Annotated in this window: 13 protein-coding genes; 9 read left to right on the forward strand and 4 right to left on the reverse strand. The window is 73.1% G+C overall.

Going from position 1 to position 19,411, the window contains the following annotated elements; translation table 11 throughout:
- Positions 1–163: 163 nt before the first annotated feature.
- From ligA to ACFYM6_RS10485, 5 genes are all read left to right on the forward strand, one after another.
- A complete protein-coding gene (gene ligA, locus ACFYM6_RS10465) occupies positions 164–2,299 on the forward strand; it encodes an NAD-dependent DNA ligase LigA (protein ID WP_387274558.1) in 2,136 nt (711 codons plus the stop codon).
- 164 nt (positions 2,300–2,463) lie between these two features.
- Positions 2,464–4,920: a putative bifunctional diguanylate cyclase/phosphodiesterase gene (locus ACFYM6_RS10470; protein WP_387274215.1), complete on the forward strand. Its 2,457-nt coding sequence runs from the start codon at positions 2,464–2,466 to the stop codon at positions 4,918–4,920.
- Positions 4,921–5,061: 141 nt separating this feature from the next.
- Entirely contained in the window at positions 5,062–5,367 is a 306-nt protein-coding gene (gene gatC / locus ACFYM6_RS10475) for an Asp-tRNA(Asn)/Glu-tRNA(Gln) amidotransferase subunit GatC (RefSeq protein ID WP_148797891.1), read from the forward strand.
- Between the two features lie 76 nt (positions 5,368–5,443).
- A complete protein-coding gene (gatA, locus tag ACFYM6_RS10480; protein ID WP_387274218.1) occupies positions 5,444–6,919 on the forward strand; it encodes an Asp-tRNA(Asn)/Glu-tRNA(Gln) amidotransferase subunit GatA in 1,476 nt (491 codons plus the stop codon).
- A 225-nt stretch (positions 6,920–7,144) separates the two neighbouring features.
- On the forward strand, positions 7,145–8,455 hold the full coding sequence (locus ACFYM6_RS10485; protein WP_387274220.1) for a putative Ig domain-containing protein: 1,311 nt from the start codon (positions 7,145–7,147) through the stop codon (positions 8,453–8,455).
- Positions 8,456–8,605: 150 nt separating this feature from the next.
- On the opposite strand, the gene ACFYM6_RS10490 is transcribed toward ACFYM6_RS10485, so the two are convergent.
- Positions 8,606–9,565: a helix-turn-helix domain-containing protein gene (locus ACFYM6_RS10490; RefSeq protein WP_387274221.1), complete on the reverse strand. Its 960-nt coding sequence runs from the start codon at positions 9,563–9,565 to the stop codon at positions 8,606–8,608.
- A gap of 102 nt (positions 9,566–9,667) precedes the next feature.
- Between ACFYM6_RS10490 and ACFYM6_RS10495 the strand changes: the two genes are divergently transcribed.
- The 3 genes from ACFYM6_RS10495 to ACFYM6_RS10505 all read left to right on the forward strand — a co-directional run bounded on the left by ACFYM6_RS10495 (position 9,668) and on the right by ACFYM6_RS10505 (position 14,946).
- Positions 9,668–10,771: a WD40/YVTN/BNR-like repeat-containing protein gene (locus tag ACFYM6_RS10495; protein WP_387274223.1), complete on the forward strand. Its 1,104-nt coding sequence runs from the start codon at positions 9,668–9,670 to the stop codon at positions 10,769–10,771.
- A 147-nt stretch (positions 10,772–10,918) separates the two neighbouring features.
- On the forward strand, positions 10,919–12,418 hold the full coding sequence (gatB, locus tag ACFYM6_RS10500; protein ID WP_387274225.1) for an Asp-tRNA(Asn)/Glu-tRNA(Gln) amidotransferase subunit GatB: 1,500 nt from the start codon (positions 10,919–10,921) through the stop codon (positions 12,416–12,418).
- A gap of 170 nt (positions 12,419–12,588) precedes the next feature.
- Positions 12,589–14,946, forward strand: a complete 2,358-nt coding sequence (locus tag ACFYM6_RS10505) for a pyruvate dehydrogenase (protein WP_387274227.1) — start codon at positions 12,589–12,591, stop codon at positions 14,944–14,946.
- A gap of 4 nt (positions 14,947–14,950) precedes the next feature.
- On the opposite strand, the gene ACFYM6_RS10510 is transcribed toward ACFYM6_RS10505, so the two are convergent.
- Both ACFYM6_RS10510 and ACFYM6_RS10515 read right to left on the reverse strand, forming a co-directional pair.
- Complete coding sequence (locus ACFYM6_RS10510; RefSeq protein ID WP_387274229.1) at positions 14,951–16,579, reverse strand: metallophosphoesterase; 1,629 nt, start codon at positions 16,577–16,579, stop codon at positions 14,951–14,953.
- A 95-nt stretch (positions 16,580–16,674) separates the two neighbouring features.
- The gene (locus tag ACFYM6_RS10515; RefSeq protein ID WP_387274231.1) at positions 16,675–17,850 is read right to left on the reverse strand and encodes a PQQ-dependent sugar dehydrogenase; all 1,176 of its coding nucleotides are present in this window, start codon (positions 17,848–17,850) and stop codon (positions 16,675–16,677) included.
- Positions 17,851–17,933: 83 nt separating this feature from the next.
- On the opposite strand from ACFYM6_RS10515, the gene ACFYM6_RS10520 reads away from it, so the two are divergent.
- Positions 17,934–18,863 (forward strand): 2-hydroxyacid dehydrogenase, encoded by a 930-nt coding sequence (locus tag ACFYM6_RS10520; RefSeq protein WP_387274233.1) that lies wholly within the window; start codon positions 17,934–17,936, stop codon positions 18,861–18,863.
- 45 nt (positions 18,864–18,908) lie between these two features.
- Here ACFYM6_RS10520 and ACFYM6_RS10525 read toward each other — a convergent pair whose 3' ends face one another.
- The gene (locus tag ACFYM6_RS10525) at positions 18,909–19,286 is read right to left on the reverse strand and encodes a PH domain-containing protein (protein ID WP_387274235.1); all 378 of its coding nucleotides are present in this window, start codon (positions 19,284–19,286) and stop codon (positions 18,909–18,911) included.
- Positions 19,287–19,411 lie beyond the last annotated feature (125 nt).

Raw genomic sequence — 19,411 nt, forward strand, 5'->3', positions numbered from 1 at the left:
CCCTGGCAGGTGCACCGGCGGGTGGTCGGGGCCGAGGGCTCGGCGCATGCTGGTGTCGCGTGCCTGGTCAGGGCGGGTGGGAGGACGGTTGTCAGCCCTGCCCGCTACGGTGCGGAGGTCACACGATCACGGGAGGTCGACGAGGGTGTCCGAGAGCGGCAGCGTGTCCGAGGACGCGGTTCCCCAGACGGTCAGCCCCGCCCAGGAGGCGGCGGCGGGCGCCGAGCCGACCCCGGGGGCCCGGGAGCGGCACGCCACGCTGAGCCAGGAGCTCACCGAGCACCAATACCGCTACTACGTGCTCGACGCGCCGACCATCCCGGACGCGGACTTCGACAAGCTGCTGCGCGAGCTTGAGGCGCTGGAGGAGGAGTACCCGGCGCTGCGCACCCCCGACTCGCCGACCCAGCGGGTCGGCGGGACCTTCTCCACCGACTTCACCCCGGTCACCCACGCCCAGCGGATGCTCTCGCTGGACAACGCCTTCGCCGACGAGGAGTTGGCCGCCTGGGCCGAGCGGGTCGAGCGGGACGCCGGCGGCCCGGCGCCCTACCTCTGTGAGCTCAAGGTCGACGGCCTGGCCATCAACCTGACCTACGAGAAGGGCCGACTGGTCCGGGCCGCCACCCGGGGCGACGGTCGCACCGGCGAGGACGTCACCGCCAACGTGCGCAGCATCCGGGACGTGCCGGCCCGGCTGACCCCGTCCGACGACTTCCCGGACGTGCCCGACCTCCTGGAGGTGCGCGGCGAGATCTACTTCCCGGTCGCCGCGTTCGCCGACCTCAACGCCGGCCTGGTCGAGCAGGGCAAGGCCCCGTTCGCCAACCCGCGCAACGCCGCCGCGGGCAGCCTGCGCCAGAAGGACCCCCGGATCACCGCCTCCCGCCCGCTGCGCCTGGTGGTGCACGGCATCGGCGCCCGGGACGGCTTCCAGCCGACGGCGCAGTCCGAGTCGTACGCGGCGCTCAAGGCATGGGGGCTGCCCACCAGCGACCGCTGGCGGGTGGTGCCCGACCTCGCCGGAGTGGCCGAGTACATCGCCTATTACGCCGAGCACCGGCACGACGTCGAGCACGAGATCGACGGCGTGGTGGTGAAGGTCGACCCGGTCTCCATCCAGGGGCGGCTCGGCTCGACCAGCCGCGCGCCACGCTGGGCGATCGCCTTCAAGTATCCGCCGGAGGAGGTCAACACCAAGCTGCTCGACATCGACGTCGAGGTCGGGCGGACCGGCCGGGTGACGCCCCGGGCCGTCCTCCAGCCGGTCAAGGTGGCCGGCTCCACCGTCGCGTACGCCACCCTGCACAACGCCCGCGAGGTCGAGCGCAAGGGCGTGCTGATCGGCGACACCGTGGTGCTGCGCAAGGCCGGCGACGTCATCCCCGAGGTGCTCGGCCCGGTGGTCGACCTGCGCCCCGCCGACGCCCGCCCGTTCGTCATGCCCACCACGTGCCCGGCCTGCGACACCCCGCTCGCGCCAGCCAAGGAGGGTGACGTCGACATCCGCTGCCCCAACGCGCGTACCTGCCCGGGCCAGATTCGCGGACGGGTCGTCTACCTGGCCGACCGCAAGGTGCTCGACATCGAGGTGCTCGGCGAGAAGAGCGCCGCCGCGCTGCTCGACGCGCAGATCATCACCAACGAGGGCGACCTGTTCCAGCTGGACGCCGAGCAGCTGGCCCGCTCTCCGTTCTTCGTCAACAAGGACGGCACCCTGGGCAGCAACGCCAGCAAGCTGCTGGAGAGCCTGGCCGTGACCAAGGAGCGGGACCTGTGGCGGGTGCTGGTCGCGCTCTCCATCCGGCACGTCGGCCCGACCGCGGCGCAGGCCCTCGCGCGGCACTTCCGGTCCGTCCCGGCGATCGAAGCGGCCAGCGAGGAGGAGCTGTCCTCGGTGGACGGGGTCGGCCCGACCATTGCCGCGAGCATCAAGGAGTGGTTCGCCGTCGACTGGCACCGCGAGGTGGTGCGCAAGTGGGCCGAGGCCGGCGTGCGGATGGCCGAGGAGGCCGGCGAGGAGGGGCCGCGCCCCCTCGAAGGGGTGACCGTGGTGGTGACCGGCACCCTGGCCGGGTTCAGCCGCGATCAGGCGTCCGAGGCGATCCAGAGCCGGGGCGGCAAGGTCACCGGCTCGGTCTCCAAGAAGACCGGCTTCGTCGTGGTGGGGGAGAACCCGGGGTCCAAGGCCGACAAGGCGGCCAGCCTCAAGCTGCCGATCCTCGACGAGGAGGGGTTCCGGGTGCTGCTGGAGTCCGGCCCGGACGCGGCCCGGGCGGTGGCCCGCGTCGAGGAGTGAGGGCGGACTCGAAATGGATCTCCCCGGGGCCGAGGCGCGGATACCAAGTTAATTACGACTACGACCGATTCGTGACTGTCGTGGCGGGAATCCGGGCCTGAGGGCGTTTCATTGGCGTACGGCGTGTGACGGCGCACGCCCGAGGGCCGTTCCCGGGAGGTGCGATGGAGACCGGCGACCCGCGTAACTCCGTGCCGCCCGGGCGGGGTACGCCGTTCTTCGGTTTCGTCGCCGTGGTCGGGGTGCTGGCCGTGCTCGTGTCGGCCGGACCGCTGGCCGGGCTGCCGGAGCGGCTGTCGGACATGCCGCCGGCCTTCTGGACCATGGCAGCGCTCGCCGTTGCCTGTGACGCCCGCCCGTTCGTCCCGCCCGGCCGGCGCCGGACCTCGGCGGTCTTCCCGTCGACCTGCTTCACCTTCGCGATCCTGCTCGGCTGGGGGCTCGGCCCGGCCGTCGCCGTGCAGGCCGTGGCGGTGGCCGTCTCCGGCTGGCGGCTCGGGTACGCCCTCTGGCGGACCGGCTTCAACGCCGCCCAGTACGCCTGCGCGCTCGGCGCCGCGTACCTGGTCACCCGGCTCGGTGCCGGCGACCTCTTTGACAGCGGGCGGCTGCACTGGGCGGACGTCGCGGCGGTGGGCGGTGCCGCCGCGGCCTGGTTCGCGGTCAACTACGGCCTGGTCACCTTCGCGATCCGGCTGCGTTTCGGCGCCCGCTGGTGGCCCCGGGTCCGCCTCGGCCTGGCCTACGAGCTGCTCTCCACCGGGTCGCTGCTGCTGCTCGCCCCGGTGCTGGTCGCCGCCGCCCGGGCCAGCGCCGCGTTGATCCCGCTGGTGCTGGTGCCGCTCTTCGCCGTCTACCGGATGGCCCGGCTCTCCGCCGAGCAGGAGCAACTGGCCGCCCTCGACCCGCTCACCGGGCTGCCCAACCGCAAGGCGCTGCTGGCCGAGGTGGCCGAGCAGGTGCACCTGCACGCCGAGCGGGCCGCCCGGAGCGAGCCGGACGCCCACCTCGCCCTGCTGCTGCTCGACCTGGACCGGTTCAAGCACGTCAACGACGCCCTCGGGCACGCGGTGGGGGACCGGCTGCTGGTCGAGGTGAGCGCCCGGCTGACCGACGTGGTGGACGAGGATCAGCTGGTGGCCCGCCTCGGCGGCGACGAGTTCGCCATCGTCGTACCCCGGCTCACCGGTGCCGACCAGGCCCGGGAACTGGCCGACCGGGTGGTCGCCGCGCTCGCCGAGCCGGTCCCGTTGGACGGGCTGCCGCTGGACGTGGGCGGCTCGATCGGCGTCGCGATGTTCCCGGAGCACGGCGAGGACTTCGCCACCCTGATGCGCCACGCCGACGTGGCCATGTACGACGCCAAGCACCGCAACGACACCGTCGCCGTCTACGCGGCCGAGTCCGACCACAACTCGGCGGAACGGCTCGGCCTCCTGGCCGACCTGCGCCGGGTGCTGGAGAGCACGCCGACCTCGCCCGTCGCGGCACCGCCCGGCGTACGCGGGGGCGACGGCGCCGCCCTCGCCACCGCGCCCGGCCTGCCCGCCCCGGCTCGGGCCGACGACGTAGCCCGCAACGGCGGCCGGCGCGGCGTCGCTGCCCGGCCGGGCCAGGGGTCGGGGCGGTGGCGGCTGCGCCGCCGACCGGCCCGGGTCGACCTGCGGCACGACGACGAGCTGATCAACCGGATCGTCACGAACGCCGATCCGATCCGCCGCCGGGCCGCCCGCACGGTCGGCACCAACGCGTCGGTGGGCGCCGCCGGTGACCGGTTCCCGGAGGCGCTCGGCGAGGGCCCGGTCAGGAAGGTCGGCGGCGGGGACGACCCGGCCGGGGATCCGGGCGAGATCACCATGTACTACCAGCCGCAGATCGCCATCGCGACCGGCGAGGTCGTCGGGGTCGAGGCGCTGCTGCGCTGGCGACACCCGCGCCGCGGCATGGTCGACCCGGGGGAGCTGATCCAGGTCGCCGAGCAGAGCGCGGTGATGCGGCTGCTCACCCGCCGGGTGGTGGACGACGTGACGGAGCAGCTGGCGAAGTGGTCGGCGGCCGGCCTCACGCTGCGCGCCGCGCTCAACGTCAGCGTCCGTGACCTGCACACCGGCGAGATCGCCGAGCAGATCGCCGACCGGCTGGCCCGGTACGGCGTGCCGCCGGACCGGCTCCAGGTGGAGATCACCGAGGGCGCCCTGATGGCCGACCCGCGGCGGGTGCTGGCCAGCATCTCCCAGCTGCACCGCATCGGCGTCGGCATCGCGCTGGACGACTTCGGCACCGGGTACTCGTCGTTGCAGCACCTGCGCCGGCTGCCGCTGTCCGAGGTGAAGGTGGACCGGTCGTTCGTCCTCGGGATGGCGGAGGACCCGGACGACGCGGCGATCGTCCGGTCGATGATCGAGCTGGCCGGGGCGCTCGGGCTGCGCGTGGTGGCCGAGGGCGTGGAGGACGAGCGCACCTGGCGGCTGCTGCACGCCGCCGGCTGCGACGTGGCCCAGGGCTGGTTCTACGCCCGGCCGATGCCGGCCGAGGAGCTGGTCACCTGGCTGTCCCGCTACCGCCCGGTCCACCCGGTGTCGGCCGCGGAAGCGGAGGGGCCGCGCCGACCGGCCCGGTGACGGGGCCGGGAGGGGGAGTCGGAGGCGCTGACGCGACCACAGGACAATAGACTCGCTCCGGTCACCGCGCGTCATCGCCACCGACGAACGCGCGGCCGGCACACCGAAGACGCAGCAGCACAGCCACGAAGGGGGCACCCGATGGCCGCCATCTCCCGCGAGGAGGTCGCGCACCTCGCGCGACTGTCGCGGCTCGCCGTCACCGAGGAGGAGCTGGACACCTTCGCCGGTCAGCTGGACGTGATCCTCCAGTCGGTCGCCCAGGTCGGCGAGGTCGCCGCGGCGGACATCCCGCCGACCTCCCACTCGGTGCCGCTGACCAACGTCCTCCGCGAGGACGTGGTGGCGCCGTGCCTGACCCCGCAGGAGGCGTTGTCGGGTGCGCCCGACGCCGAGGAGCAGCGGTTCCGCGTCCCGCGGATCCTGGATGAGGATGTGGCTTCATGAGCGAGCGCAGCGAGCGAATCATCAGGATCAGCATGGTGGTGCCTCATGGCGGCACGCAGCGAAGCGGAGTGGCGGCATGAGTGACCTGACCAGGCTGACCGCGACGGAGATCGCGGGGCTCGTGGCGAGCGGGAAGACCTCCGCCGTCGAGGTGACCCAGGCCCACCTGGACCGGATCGCCGCCGTGGAGGACCAGGTCCACGCCTTCCTGCATGTCGACACCGAGGGCGCGCTGGCGGCCGCCCGCACCGTCGACGAGCGCCGGGCCGCCGGCGCGGAGCTGGGCCCGCTGGCCGGCGTGCCGGTCGCCGTGAAGGACGTGCTCACCACCAAGGGTGTGCCGACCACGGTCGGGTCGAAGATCCTCGAGGGCTGGCGCCCGCCGTACGACTCGACGATCGTGCAGCGGCTGCGCGACGCGGGCACGGTGATGCTCGGCAAGACCAACATGGACGAGTTCGCCATGGGCTCCTCCACCGAATACTCGGCCTACGGTCCGACCCACAACCCCTGGGACCTGACCCGGATCCCGGGCGGCTCGGGTGGCGGCAGCGCCGCCGCGCTGGCCGCGTTCGAGGCGCCGCTGGCGATCGGCTCGGACACCGGCGGCTCGATCCGCCAGCCCGGTGCGGTCACCGGCACGGTCGGCGCCAAGCCCACCTACGGCGGCACCTCCCGGTACGGCCTGGTCGCGTTCTCCTCGTCGCTGGACACGCCCGGTCCGTGCGCCCGTACGGTGCTGGACGCCGCACTGCTGCACCAGGTGATCGGCGGGCACGACCCGCGCGACTCCACCTCCATCCCGGCCCCCGTGCCGGACGTGGTGGGTGCGGCGAAGCTCGGCGCGACCGGCGACCTGACCGGCGTGAAACTCGGTGTGGTCACCGAGTTCACCGGCGAGGGCGCCGAACCGGGCGTGATGGCCGCGTTCCGCGAGTCGGTGGAGGCGCTGGCGAAGCTGGGCGCCGAGATCGTCGAGGTCTCCTGCCCGCACTTCAAGTACGCCCTGCCGGCCTACTACCTGATCGCGCCGAGCGAGTGCTCCTCCAACCTGGCCCGGTTCGACGGCGTCCGGTTCGGCCTGCGGGTCGGCGACGACGGCAACCGGTCGCTGGAGGAGGTCATGTCGCTGACCCGCGAGACCGGCTTCGGCCCGGAGGTCAAGCGCCGCATCATGATCGGCACGTACGCGCTCTCCTCGGGCTACTACGACGCCTACTACGGGCAGGCGCAGAAGGTCCGCACCCTGATCACCCGGGACTTCACCGCGGCGTTCGAGCAGGTGGACGCGCTGATCTCGCCGACCACCCCGTTCGTGGCCTTCCCGATCGGGGCGCGTACCTCCGACCCGTACCAGATGTACCTGGCGGACCTGTTCACCATCCCGACCAACCTGTACGGCGGGCCGGCCATCTCGGTCCCGTGCGGCCTCTCCGAGGGGCTTCCGGTGGGTCTGCAGATCATGGCCCCGACGATGGCCGACGACCGGATGTACCGGGTGGCCGCCGCGCTGGAGTCCACGGTCGGCACGTTCGCCGCGCCGGCCCTGTGACCCGCTCGCGGGGCGGCCGACAGGCTGCCCCGCGAGGGGCGCGGTCACGTCCGGAAACGGGCGCGAAGGCAACACCGATCGGCAACACGCGGTCACCGTTCGGTCCATTACGCCTTCCTGCCTGTCCTGATTGGATAAGGTCGCTTCGCGCTGGTGAACGCGAATCCCGGCTTACCTTGATCGAATCCTGGACGGGCGATGAAGACGCTGCGACCGATAATGATCGTGTCGGCACTCCTGCTGGTGCTGCTCGGCACGGCACAACCGGCGGCTGCCGCGACAATCACCATCACCTCCGGTCCGCCGGCGTCCCCGGTCGCCGCGTACGAGTCGTATCCGCCGCACACGTTCACCGCGTCGGGCGGAACCGCGCCGTACACCCTTTCGCTGCGGTCGGGTTCGTTGCCGGCGGGGATGGCGTTGTCGTCGTCGGGGGTGTTTTCGGGTACGCCGACCACGCCGGGCAGTTACTCGTTCGGCGTCCGGATGACCGACACGGACGGCTTCTTCGCCGACCAGGACGTGACCGTCGTGGTGGTCGCACCGACCATCACCATCACCTCGGGCGCCCCCACCTCGCCGGTCACCGCCTATGAGCCGTATCCGGCGCACACGTTCACCGCCTCGGGTGGCGCTGGACCGTACACTCTGTCGCTGCGGTCGGGTTCGTTGCCGGCGGGGATGGCGTTGTCGTCGTCGGGGGTGTTCTCCGGTACGCCGACCACGCCGGGCAGTTACTCGTTCGGCGTCCGGATGACCGACACGCACGGCTTCTACGCCGACCAGGACGTGACCGTCGTGGTGGTCGCACCGACCATCACCATCACCTCGGGCACCCCCACCTCACCCTGGTACACCGGGCAGGCGTATCCGCCGCACACGTTCACCGCCTCGGGTGGCGCCGACCCGTACAGCCTTTCGCTGCGGTCGGGTTCGTTGCCGGCGGGGATGGCGTTGTCGTCGTCGGGGGTGTTCTCGGGTACGCCGACCACGCCGGGCAGTTACTCGTTCGGCGTCCGGATGACCGACACGCACGGCTTCTACGCCGACCAGGACATCACCGTCGTGATCGCCGATCCGGCCACCACCATCACCTCGGGCGAACCGCACCGAGGCACGGTGGGCGAGGGGTACTCGTTCCGGTTCACCGCCACCGGTGACTCCAACATCAAGTTCAGCGTGACCGCCGGCGACCTGCCCGACGGGCTGACCCTCGCTCCGGACGGCGGGCTCAGCGGCACCCCCGAGGCCGAGGGCAGCTTCACCTTCACGGTGAAGGCGACCGGCACCGCGTCGAGCGCCACCGACGAGGTCACCCTCGTCATCGACGCCGCGCCGTCCTCGCCGTCCCCGACGCCCACGTCATCGGCATCGCCGTCCTCGCCATCGCCGTCGGCCACGGCCGGGCCCGGGCTCCCGGTCACCGGATCCGACACGCGAACCATGTTGTTGCTGGGCGTCGCGGTGATCGCCGTCGGTGGGATGCTCCTCCTCCTCGCCTACGAGCGCCGCCGGCGATCCCTGACCCGCGGGTGACGCCCGACCGAGGCGGGACAGGCCGGACGGCCGTCGTTCCTTGATCGCGCCGGTCGGCGCATCCGCCGACCCGGCCCGGTCGTCCGACGGCGTCCGGCACCGCCCCACATCCGCGACCAGCAGGGGCCGTGGCGGTGGGCGGCGCCGGGGTCAGGCCAGGCCCTGCCGCCCGGCCTGCAGCCCGGCCTGAAAGCGGGTACGGGCGCCGAGCGCGGCCAGCAGGGCGGACGAGCGGCGTCCCAGGGTGCGTACGCTCACGCCGAGTTCGCGGGCGATGGCTTCGTCCTTGAGCCCGGTGGCGAGCAGGCCCAGCAGCCGCAGATCCGGCTCGTCGGCTCCCGTCGCGGGCTGCTCCGGGTCCCAGGCGGGCAGTGGCGTGGCCTGCACCCAGAGCAGTTCGAAGAGCTTCACCAGCGCCGACACGACCATGGGCGCGCGGATCACCAGCGCGGCGTCCATGGCCCGCTCGCTGGCCAGCGGCAGCAGCGCCACCGAGCGGTCGCCGATCGCCAGCTTCAGCGGCACGTCCGTGTGCACCCGCGCCTGTTCCCCGGCCGCCACGGCCGCCATCGCCTGCTCGTAGGCGCCGGGCAGCTCGAAGGCCTCGGGGGCGTAGATGCCCCGCACGCTGGCGTCCCGGCCGAGCAGCTCGTTCTCGGACACGTTCGCCGACGCCACCTCCTGGGCGTACGGCGGGCGATCCAGGACCAGCAGCTCCTTCGTCACGCCGTAGGTGAGCTGGACGAACTGGGCCTCGACGGCAGCCCGGCCGGTGACGATCTCCAGCAACTCGTCCGGCCTGGTCGGCAGCTCCTGCGGAAACTCCTCCGCCATCCGTTCGGCGGCTCGGCGTACCTGGGTGAACTCCTCGGTGCGCCGCACGACCAGGGCGTTCACCGCGACGTCCGGGCGGGTCGGCAGCAGCCGGGTGCCGGCACCGACCAGCCGGCTGACGAAGCCGAGTTCCTCCAGGCGTTCGGTGGCCGCGCGGACCACCCGGACGCTCTCCCCGACCTGCCGGGCCAGCTCCGGTACGCTCGACTGCCGTCGGTGCAGGAGGGCCAGGTAGACCGATTCCTCCACCGGGGTCAGACCCAACGACTCGAACATCCGAGCCCCTTCCCGCCTCGCAGGTGTCCGACACCGGCCATGACCGGGCTCGGACACCCGAAACTGTGGCGATCGGTGCATGTCCACGTCTAGACATGCTTCATGATCTTCTCCCGACTCAGCGGTGTACTCGCGCTGGCCGTCACGGCCGCCGGTGCCGTCAACCTCGCCACCGCGGCGCCCGCCGCCGCTGCCGACGGGTGGCACCGCCCGCAGTGCGGCGTGGTGCAGGGCGACGGCTCGGTCACCTTCACGCGTAACGACGGTGGCGTCCTGGCCCGCACCACGACCCCCCTCACCCCGGTCGCCTACCCGAGGCTCGTCGCCCTGAGCACGCCGAACACGCTGGTGGCCATCTCGAAGACGGCGATCCAGCGGTCCACCGACGCCGGCTGCACCTGGCAGCAGATCGCCGACACCGGGCTGAGCCTGGCGGCGTACTATCTCGCCGCCGGGCCGGACGGGAACGCCTACGCCTACGGCGTGAACGACCAGCCGATCTACCGGGTGCAGGGCGACCAGGTCGCCGAGGTAGCCGGACCGGTCCCGGGCGACGGCGTGGTCGGACTGGCGGTGGACCGGACCGACGCGCGGGACGTGCGGGCGGTCAGCAAGGCCGGGCAGGTCTTCGACTCCCAGGACGGCGGTGCCACCTGGGCCGCCGTCGGGGTGCCGGCCGGCCAGGACGAGTTCGTCTACCAGGCGGCCGTCGATCCCGCCGACCGCGATCATCTCATCGTGGGCACCATGGGCCACGGCAGCTACGTGACGTTCGACGGCGGCCGCACCTGGACCCGGTCGGCCGGGGTCGGCGCCACCCCGCAGGCGAACGGCTTCTCCGTCGCCTTCTCGCCGGTGGATCCGCGGACGGTGTGGCTGGAGGGCTACGACCTCAGCCAGAACGACAACTCCGCGCGGCACATCTGGCGCTCGACCGACGGGGGTCGCAGCTTCGTGTCGGTGCTCGACGGCGTCCAGGCGACCCTGGTCAACGGCACCCCGTTGTGGCCGAGCCCGGTGGACCCGGACGTGCTGTACTTCGAGTACGGCACGTGGTTCGGTGGCTACGGCACCGATCTCTACCGGTACGACGCGTCGACCGGCCGGTTGACCTCGCAGCACAACTCCCACGACGGCATCGCCGGCCTCGCCTTCAATCCGGTCGACCCGCAGGTGATGTACCTCGGGTTGGTCGAGGAGCGCTGACCTCGGGGCCCGCCCGGGGACCGCACCTCGGGCGGGCGCCCCGGCCGGACCGGACACGTACCGGCCTGGGTGGAAACCCGGACGAGGTGACCGCCGCCGGCCCGACTAGGCTGGACCGGTTCCGTCCGGATCGCGCCTGGAGCTCAGATGACGACGACACTGCCCGCGTTCGACGAGGTCGTCGCGCGCTACGAACCGGTGATCGGCCTGGAGACCCACGTCGAGCTGGGCACGAACACCAAGATGTTCTGCGGCTGCCCGACCGACTTCGGTGGCGAGCCGAACACCCGGGTCTGCCCGGTCTGCCTGGGCCTGCCGGGCTCGCTGCCGGTGGCCAACAAGGCCGCCATCGAGGCGACGATCCGGATCGGCCTCGCGCTGAACTGCTCGATTGCCGAGTGGTGCCGGTTTGCCCGGAAGAACTACTTCTACCCGGACATGCCGAAAAACTTCCAGATCAGCCAGTACGACGAGCCGCTCTGCGTCGAGGGCTACCTGGACGTCGAGGTCAACGGCGAGACCGTGCGGATCGGCATCGAGCGGGTGCACCTGGAGGAGGACACCGGCAAGACGCTGCACGTCGGCGGTGCCACCGGCCGGATCCACGGCGCGACCGAGTCGCTGGTCGACTACAACCGCGCCGGCATTCCCCTTGTGGAGATCGTCACCAAGCCGATCCCCGGCACCGGCGCGCTCGCGCCGGAGGTGGCCCGGGCGTACGTCACCGAACTGCGCGACGTGATCCGCTCGCTGGGCGTCTCCGACGTCCGGATGGAGGAGGGCTCGCTGCGCTGCGACGTCAACACCTCGCTGAACAAGCCGGGCGAGGAGTGGGGCACCCGCACCGAGACCAAGAACGTCAACTCGCTGCGCTCGGTCGAGCGGGCGGTCCGCTCGGAGATGCTGCGCCAGGCCACGGTGCTCGACGCCGGCGGCAGCATCACCCAGGAGACCCGGCACTTCCACGAGGACACCGGCGACACCACGCCGGGCCGGTCCAAGGAGACCGCCACCGACTACCGGTACTTCCCGGAGCCCGACCTGGTTCCGCTCGCGCCGGACCCGGCCTGGGTGGCCGATCTGAAGGCCGCCCTGCCGGAGCTGCCCCGGCTGCACCGCCGCCGGCTGCAGGAGCAGTGGGGTCTGTCCGACCTGGACATGCAGTCGGTGCTCAACGCCGGCGCGGTCGAACTGATCGAGCAGACCGTGGCCGCCGGCACCACCCCGGCCGCCGCCCGCAAGTGGTGGCTCGGTGAGCTGTCCCGGCGGGCCAACGAGACCGGTGTCGAGCTGGCCGACGTCGGGGCCACCCCGGCGCAGGTCGCCGAGCTGCAGGGCCTGGTCGACGCCGGCAAGCTCACCGACAAGCTGGCCCGTACCGTCCTGGAGGGCGTGGTGGCCGGCGAGGGCTCGCCGGCCCAGATCATGGCCAACCGGAACCTGGAGGTCGTCTCCGACACCGGCGCGCTCACCGCCGCGGTGGACGAGGCGATCGCCGCCAACCCGGAGGTCGCCGACAAGGTCCGCAGCGGCAAGGTCGCCGCGGCCGGCGCCCTGGTCGGCGCGGTCATGAAGACCACCCGCGGCCAGGCGGACGCCCGGACCGTCCGCGAGCTGATCCTGGCGCGCCTCGGCGTCCAGGGCTGAGGCCAATGGGCCCCGCCGACGCCTGGTGCTCAGCGGGGATCCCCGCCTGACACCCCCGTGAAGGTCGCCGTCGTGATCCGGCGGCGGCCCTTCCCGGATCCCCCCGGCTAGCGCGCCGACCCGCGCACCCCCGCGAAGGGCGTCAACGGCGACGCCCGGATGGAGTCACCGTGAACCAGCACGACCTCGACGTCCTCGACGAGATCCAGCGGCGGGTGCTCTGGCTCGCCACCCGCATCGTGGACGCCGCCAACCACGACCGGAACACCGGTGACGGGGTGAAGGTCGGCGGCCACCAGGCTTCCAGCGCCTCCCTGGTCACCGCGATGACCGCGCTCTGGTTCGCCCACCTGGACGGCGAGGACCGGGTCTCGGTCAAGCCGCACGCCTCGCCGGTGTTCCACGCCATCCAGTACCTGCTCGGCAACCTGGACCGGTCGTACCTGCCGAAGCTGCGGGCGCGCGGCGGGCTGCAGTCGTACCCGTCGCGGACCAAGGATCCGGACGGGGTGGACTTCTCCACCGGCTCGGTCGGCCTGGGCGCCGCCGCGCCGCTGTTCGCCGCGGTCACCCGCCGCTACGTCGACGCGCACTTCGGCGCCCGTCCGCACTCCCGGTTCATCGCGCTGATCGGCGACGCCGAACTGGACGAGGGAAACATCTGGGAGGCCGTCGCCGACCCGGCCACCACCGGGCTGGGCAACGTGATGTGGCTGGTCGACTTCAACCGCCAGTCGCTGGACCGGGTCGTCCCGGGCATCCGGATCAACCAGTGGCGCGGCCAGTTCGAGGCCGCCGGCTGGCACGTCGTCGAGGTCAAGTACGGCCGCAAGCTCGCCGAGGCGTACGCCCGGCCGGGCGGCGAGGCGCTGCGCGACTGGATCGACCTGATGCCGAACGAGCAGTACCAGTCGCTGTTCGGGCTGGCCGGGCCGGCCCTGCGCAAGCAGTTCCTCGACGGCGCGCCGGCCGAGGTGTCCGCCTTCGTGGCCGACATCCCCGACGACGAGCTGGGCCCGCTCGTCACCGACCTCGGCGGGCACGACCTCGAGGCGATGCTCGACGCGTACGCCCAGTGCGACGCGGTCACCGACCGACCCAGCGTGGTCTTCGCATACACGGTCAAGGGGTGGGGGCTGCCGATCGCCGGCAACCCGCGCAACCACTCGGCGCTGCTCAGCACCGAGCAGGTCGACGCGCTGCGCGCCGCGCACGGCCTGACCCGCGAGACCGAGTGGGACCGCCTCGACCCGGCCTCCCCGGCCGGCATCCGGGCCGGCGAGCGCCGGGAGGCGCTGTCCCGCGCGCCGCGCGAGCGGGCGCTGGGGGTCACCGTCCCGGAGACCACCAAGGTACGCGCCAACAAGCCCGTCTCCACCCAGGAGGTCTTCGGCCGGGTGCTGGTCGACCTGGCCCGGGAGGCCGCCGTCGCGCCCTACCTGGTCACCACCGCGCCCGACGTGGCCACCTCGACGAACCTGGCCGGGTTCATCAACAAGACCGGCGTCTTCGCCCCCACCGCGCAGCGCTCCTGGACCGAGGACCGGATGCTGCGCTGGACGGAGAGTCCGGCGGGCCAGCACATCGAGCTGGGCATCTCGGAGATGAACCTGTTCCTGCTGCTCGGCCAGCTCGGCCTGTCCTGGGACCTGTCCGGCCAGCCGCTGCTGCCGGTCGGCACGGTCTACGACCCGTTCGTGCTGCGCGGCCTGGACGCCTTCCTCTACGGCACCTACTCGGGTTCCCGGTTCGTGGTCGCCGGCACCCCGTCCGGCATCACCCTCGCCCCGGAGGGCGGCGCCCACCAGTCCACCATCACCGCCTCGGTGGGGTTGGAGCTGCCCGGCGTCACCTTCATCGAGCCCGCGTACGCCGGCAGCCTCGACTGGCTGCTCTGTGACGCGCTCGGCCAGATCGCCGGGGGAGCCGCACCCGCCGCCACCGCCGCGCCCGCCGAGGACGGGGCGTACTACTTCCGGCTCAGCACCCGCCCCATCGACCAGGCGCCCTTCGAGGCGGCCCGGGCCCGGATCGGCGACGCGGTGCTGCGCCGGCAGGTGGTCGCCGGGGCGTACCGGCTGGTGGACGCGCACGAGGCGTACCCCCAGCTGCTCGACGCCCCGGTCGTGCAGCTCGCCGCCTCCGGCGCGGTGCTGCCGGAGGTGCTGGCGGCCGCCGCGGAGCTGGCGGAGGAGGGGGTGGCCGCGCACGTCGTGGACGTCACCTCGCTGGACCGGCTCTACCGGGCCTGGCAGCGGACCCTGCGCCAGGGCGTCCGGACGGCGACCGTGCCGAGCGTGCCCGGCGCGCTGCGGTCGGCCTTCGCCGACCGGGTGCCGGTGGTGACCGTGCACGACGCCGCCTCGCACGCGATGGCCTGGCTCGGCTCGGCGCTCGGTGCCCCGGCGGTGCCGCTCGGGGTGGACGAGTTCGGCCAGTCGGGCAGCGTCCACGAACTGTACGAGCTGCACGACCTGCTGCCGGGCAGCATCGTCAACGCCGCTCTGGCCGCGCTCTCGCTGCGCTGACGCCTCAGCGGGTCGGGCTCGCGGTCGGGCTGCCCGGGGTCGGACCGGACGGCACCGGAGCGCCCCGGGTGGGAGTCGGGGTCACCGGCACCTGGTCGCCCTTCGCCGGGTCGCTGATCACGTGCCGGGCCAGGTTGACCTGCGACTGGCCGGTGCCGCCCACGGTGATCTCGTCGTACGCCTGGAGCAGCTTCTGCTGGTCGAAGTAGAGCACCGTCATGGTCAGCGGGGTGGGCTTCTCGCCCTCCAGGCCGCGCAGCCCGGCGCCGCCGGTGGAGCCCTCCACCATCAGCGTGGTCGGCTCCTTGCCCGGCGACTGCGGCAGCTTCAGCACCTGCCGTTCGTGCAGGTGCCCGGCCAGCACCAGCGGGCAGGTGCCGGAGAGCGGCCCGGCCGAGGCCGGGTCGTGCACGAGGGCGATGTTCACCTTGGTCGGCGAGTTCTGCACCGTGGTGGCCAGCTGCTCGCCGACCCCGATCACCTGGTCGGCGACCTGCGCGGTGAGCCCACTGCCGGCCGGTGAGGTCTCCTTGTCCGGGGTGAACCGCGGGTCGCCGATGCCGGCGATGGTCAGCCCGGACACCGTGGTCGTGGAGTTGTTGAGCACGATCGCGTTCGGCTGATCGGCCACGGCCGCGGCGGTCCGCGCCGAGTCGTGGTTGCCGCGGATGTAGACGTACGGCTTCTTGAGCAGGCCGATCGAGCCGACGTAGGACGCCTCCGGTTCGCTGCCCCAGTCGGTGATGTCGCCGGTGTCGATCACCACGTCGATGCCGAACTGCTCGACGATGGTCCGGATCAGCGACCAGCCGGTCGGGTTGAGATGCATGTCGGACACGTGCAGGACCCGGGTGGTGCCGGGGGCCGGCTCGTACACCGGCAGCGCCGAGACGGTGGTGTAGAGCTTGCTGACGTTGCCGACCAGCCGCTGGAGCTGCTCGGCGTACTTGGTGTAGTCGTTGGCGATCCGCCGCGCGTCACCGACGATCGCCGGCGCGTTGACCAGCAGCCCCTCGTAGCGCGGCTCCTCGATCGCCTGCGGGCGGACGGTGGCGGCGGCCAGCCCGAGACTCCCGGCGGTGACCACCAGCGCCAGGCCCCCGGCCCAGGCCATCCGGCGTACGTCCCGGAAGACCAGCCCGGCCAGCAGCAGGGTGGCCAGCACCGCCGAGGCGAGCGTCTTCAACCCGAGGCGCATCACGCCGGTGCGGACGTCCTCCACGGCGGACTGGCTGGCCCGGCTGATGCTCGCCGGGTCGTCGATCAGCGCCTCGGTCCGCCGCTGGTCCAGCGCGCCCAGCTCCACGGTCAGGTAGGTCGGCCCGTTGTGGCTGTCCAGCTTCAACGCGCCCAGCGGCGGGATGTCGATGGTGGTGCCGCCGCTCAGCGACGGGCTGAGGCTCAGGTGCGCGCGGAACGGCCCGATGTCGGTGCCCACGTGCCCACCGGCGTACGTGCCGGCGATGATCCCGGTGAGGGTGACCACGAGCAGGGCCAGCACCGCGCCGAGTTGGCGCAGTCGGACACTCGGCCGTCCCCGCCACCACCGTCGGGACGCCCAGCGGCGGGCGCGCCCGATCGCCGGGGCCGCCTCGTCCCCGGTCCTGCGCTGCTCGTTCTCCTGGCCGTCCATGCTCAGATTCTGACCTGCCCAATGCTGGATCTTGGTAAACCCGGAACACGCCCGGACGTTCTCACCTGTCGGTCGGTGCCGGCCGGCGTGACCGGTCAGCTGCGTCCGGCCCCGCCGTCGGCGAAGACCAGCCGCAGTATCCGGTCGTCCTCCGGGACCGGCTTGCCCCGGCCGTCCCGGTTGGAGGTGGTCACCCAGACCGAGCCGTCCGGGGCGACCGCGGCGGCCCGGAGCCGGCCGTACTTGCCGGTCAGCAGCTCGCGGGGCTGGCCGAGGACGGTCCCGGTCGGGGTCAGCTCGACCAGCCAGAGCCGCTGCCCGCGCAGGCACGCGGTGACCAGCAGGCGCTCCGCCGCGGCCAGCCCGGAGCAGGAGGCCTCGCCGGTCCGCCACTGCACGACCGGGTTGACGTAGCGCTTGTCGTCGCCGCGCCCCTCCACCTGCGGCCAGCCGTAGTTGCCGCCCTTGTTGATCTGGTTGATCTCGTCCCAGGTGTTCTGGCCGAACTCGATGGCGTACATCCGCTTGTCGGGCGTCCAGGCGAAGCCCTGGACGTTGCGGTGCCCGAGCGACCACACCGGGGAGCCGGCGGTGGGGTTACCCGGAGCCGGCTTGCCGTCGGGCGTGATCCGCAGGATCTTGCCGCCGAGGCTCTTCGGGTCCTGCGCGTTGGCCGTGTTCCCGGCGTCGCCCGTGCTGACGTAGAGGTAGCCGTCGGGGCCGAGGCCGAGGCCGCCGCCGTTGTGGTTGCCGGCCTTGGGGATGCCGGTGAGGATCGGGGTGGGCCGCCCGCCGAGCTCCAGCTTCGCGATCCGGTTGTCCTGCGCGGCGGTGTAGTAGACGAAGACCGTGCGGTCCTTCGCGTACGACGGGGAGACGGCGATGCCGAGCAGCCCACCCTCGCCGCCGGGCGCGACGTCCGGCACGCTCTGCACCACGGTGACGTTCATCCCCTCCGGCCCGGACTCCGGGCCGACCTGGAGGATCCGGCCGCTGTCCCGCTCGGTCACCAGGGCGCCACCGTCGGGCAGGAACGCGATCGCCCACGGCACCGCCAGTCCCTTGGCCAGCACCGTCGTGACCACCTGCTGGCCGGCGCCGCCCGGGCTGGCGGTCGTCGACGGGGTCGGCAGGTTGGGCGGCTGGCCGGCCGGGTCGGGATCCGGCTCGCCGAAGGCGCAGCCGGCGGTGCCCAGCAGCAGCGCCGCGCAGGACGCCGCCAGCGCCGCCCGACGGCGACCGGTGCGGGGGTACGGGGGAGGCGCGCTCACCCGACCCAGGGTAGCCGGGCTGAGGCCGCGCGGACGGCCACCGCGAGCAGGGCCGCGCCCGTCGGCGACTATCGTCGGCGATCGTGAAGGTTTGGATCCCGCACCGGGCCGGTCCCGCCCTCCTCGGTGAGCTGCCTCCGGGCGTCACCGTGGAGCTGCTGGAGGACCCCGCCCGGCTCCCGTCCTCCCCGGCCGGCGTGCGGTTCTGGGTGCCGCCGTTCCTCTCCGCCGGTCCGGCCGCCGCCCCGCTCCTGGCCGAGCTGCCCGACCTGGCGGTGGTGCAACTCCTGTCCGCCGGGGCGGACGCCTGGGTGGGGCAGATCCCCGACGGGGTGACGCTCTGCGACGCCCGCGGCGTGCACGACACCAGCACCGCCGAGTGGGTGGTCACCGCCATCCTGTCGGTGCTGCGCGGCTTCGGCCCGCTGGCCCGGGCGCAGGCCCGCCGGGAGTGGGCGTACGACGCGGTGGCCCCGACCGACGAGCTGGCCGGCAAGCGGGTGCTGATCGTCGGGGCGGGGTCGATCGGGGCCGCGGTGCAGGCCCGGCTAGCCCCGTTCGAGGTGACCTTCACCCTGGTCGCCCGGACCCCGCGCCCCGCCGAGGGGGTGCACGGGGTGGACGAGTTGCCCGCCCTGCTGCCCGAGGCGGACGTGGTGGTCCTGCTGGTGCCGCTGACCGAGCAGACCCGGGGACTGGTCGACGAGAAGTTCCTCGCCGCGATGCCGGACGGCGCGCTGCTGGTCAACGCCGCCCGCGGCCCGGTGGCCCGGACGCCGGCGCTGGTCGCCGAGCTGGCCTCCGGCCGGCTGCGGGCCGCGCTGGACGTCACCGATCCCGAGCCGCTGCCCGCCGACCATCCGCTGTGGGAGCTGCCGAACGTCCTGCTCACCCCGCACGTCGCCGGCTCGGTCCGCGGCCTGCTGCCGCGCGCGTACCGGCTGGTGGGCGAGCAGGTGCGCCGGTTCGTGGCCGGGGAGCCGCTGGTGAACCGGGTGGTGGACGGCTACTGACCGGGCCGGCTCAGCCCGTCCCGGCCGCTCCCGCCGAGGTCGGGTTCAGCCGGCGGTGTCGGACAGCTCTTGCCCGGTCGCGGAGATCAGCCGGGGCAGGTCGGCGGCGCGTACCGCGGGGAGCACCAGCAGCTCGCCGTCGTCGAGCCGGACGACCGCCCGGCCCCGCGCGTCGGCGGTCAGCTCGGCGACCCGCGCCCAGGGGATCCGCCGCTGCCCGGCGAGCGCCCGCAGCCGCAGCTCGCGGGAGTCCGCGTCGGTGCCGCCCCGCCAGGCCCAGAGCGCGACCGCCAGCGGGATCAGCAGGACCCAGAGCAGCCACCAGCGGGCGGTGGCCAGGGGTAGCGCGCCGAGGAACGCGACGATCGCGGCGACCAGGATCGCCTGGTTGTGACGGAAACGGATGGTGTCGGCGCGGCTCACCCTCCGATGATCGCACCCCTGGCCGGGCGGGTGCCGGCCGGGCGGGAGGCCGGTGGCCGGGGGCGTAGATGTGAGCGGCATCACGTGCGGCATGGCGTAACCAGCGATGTCCGGGATCGTTTCTC

It is taken from the genome of Micromonospora sp. NPDC006431 (assembly GCF_042870725.1).
In the GTDB taxonomy this organism is placed as follows: domain Bacteria; phylum Actinomycetota; class Actinomycetes; order Mycobacteriales; family Micromonosporaceae; genus Micromonospora.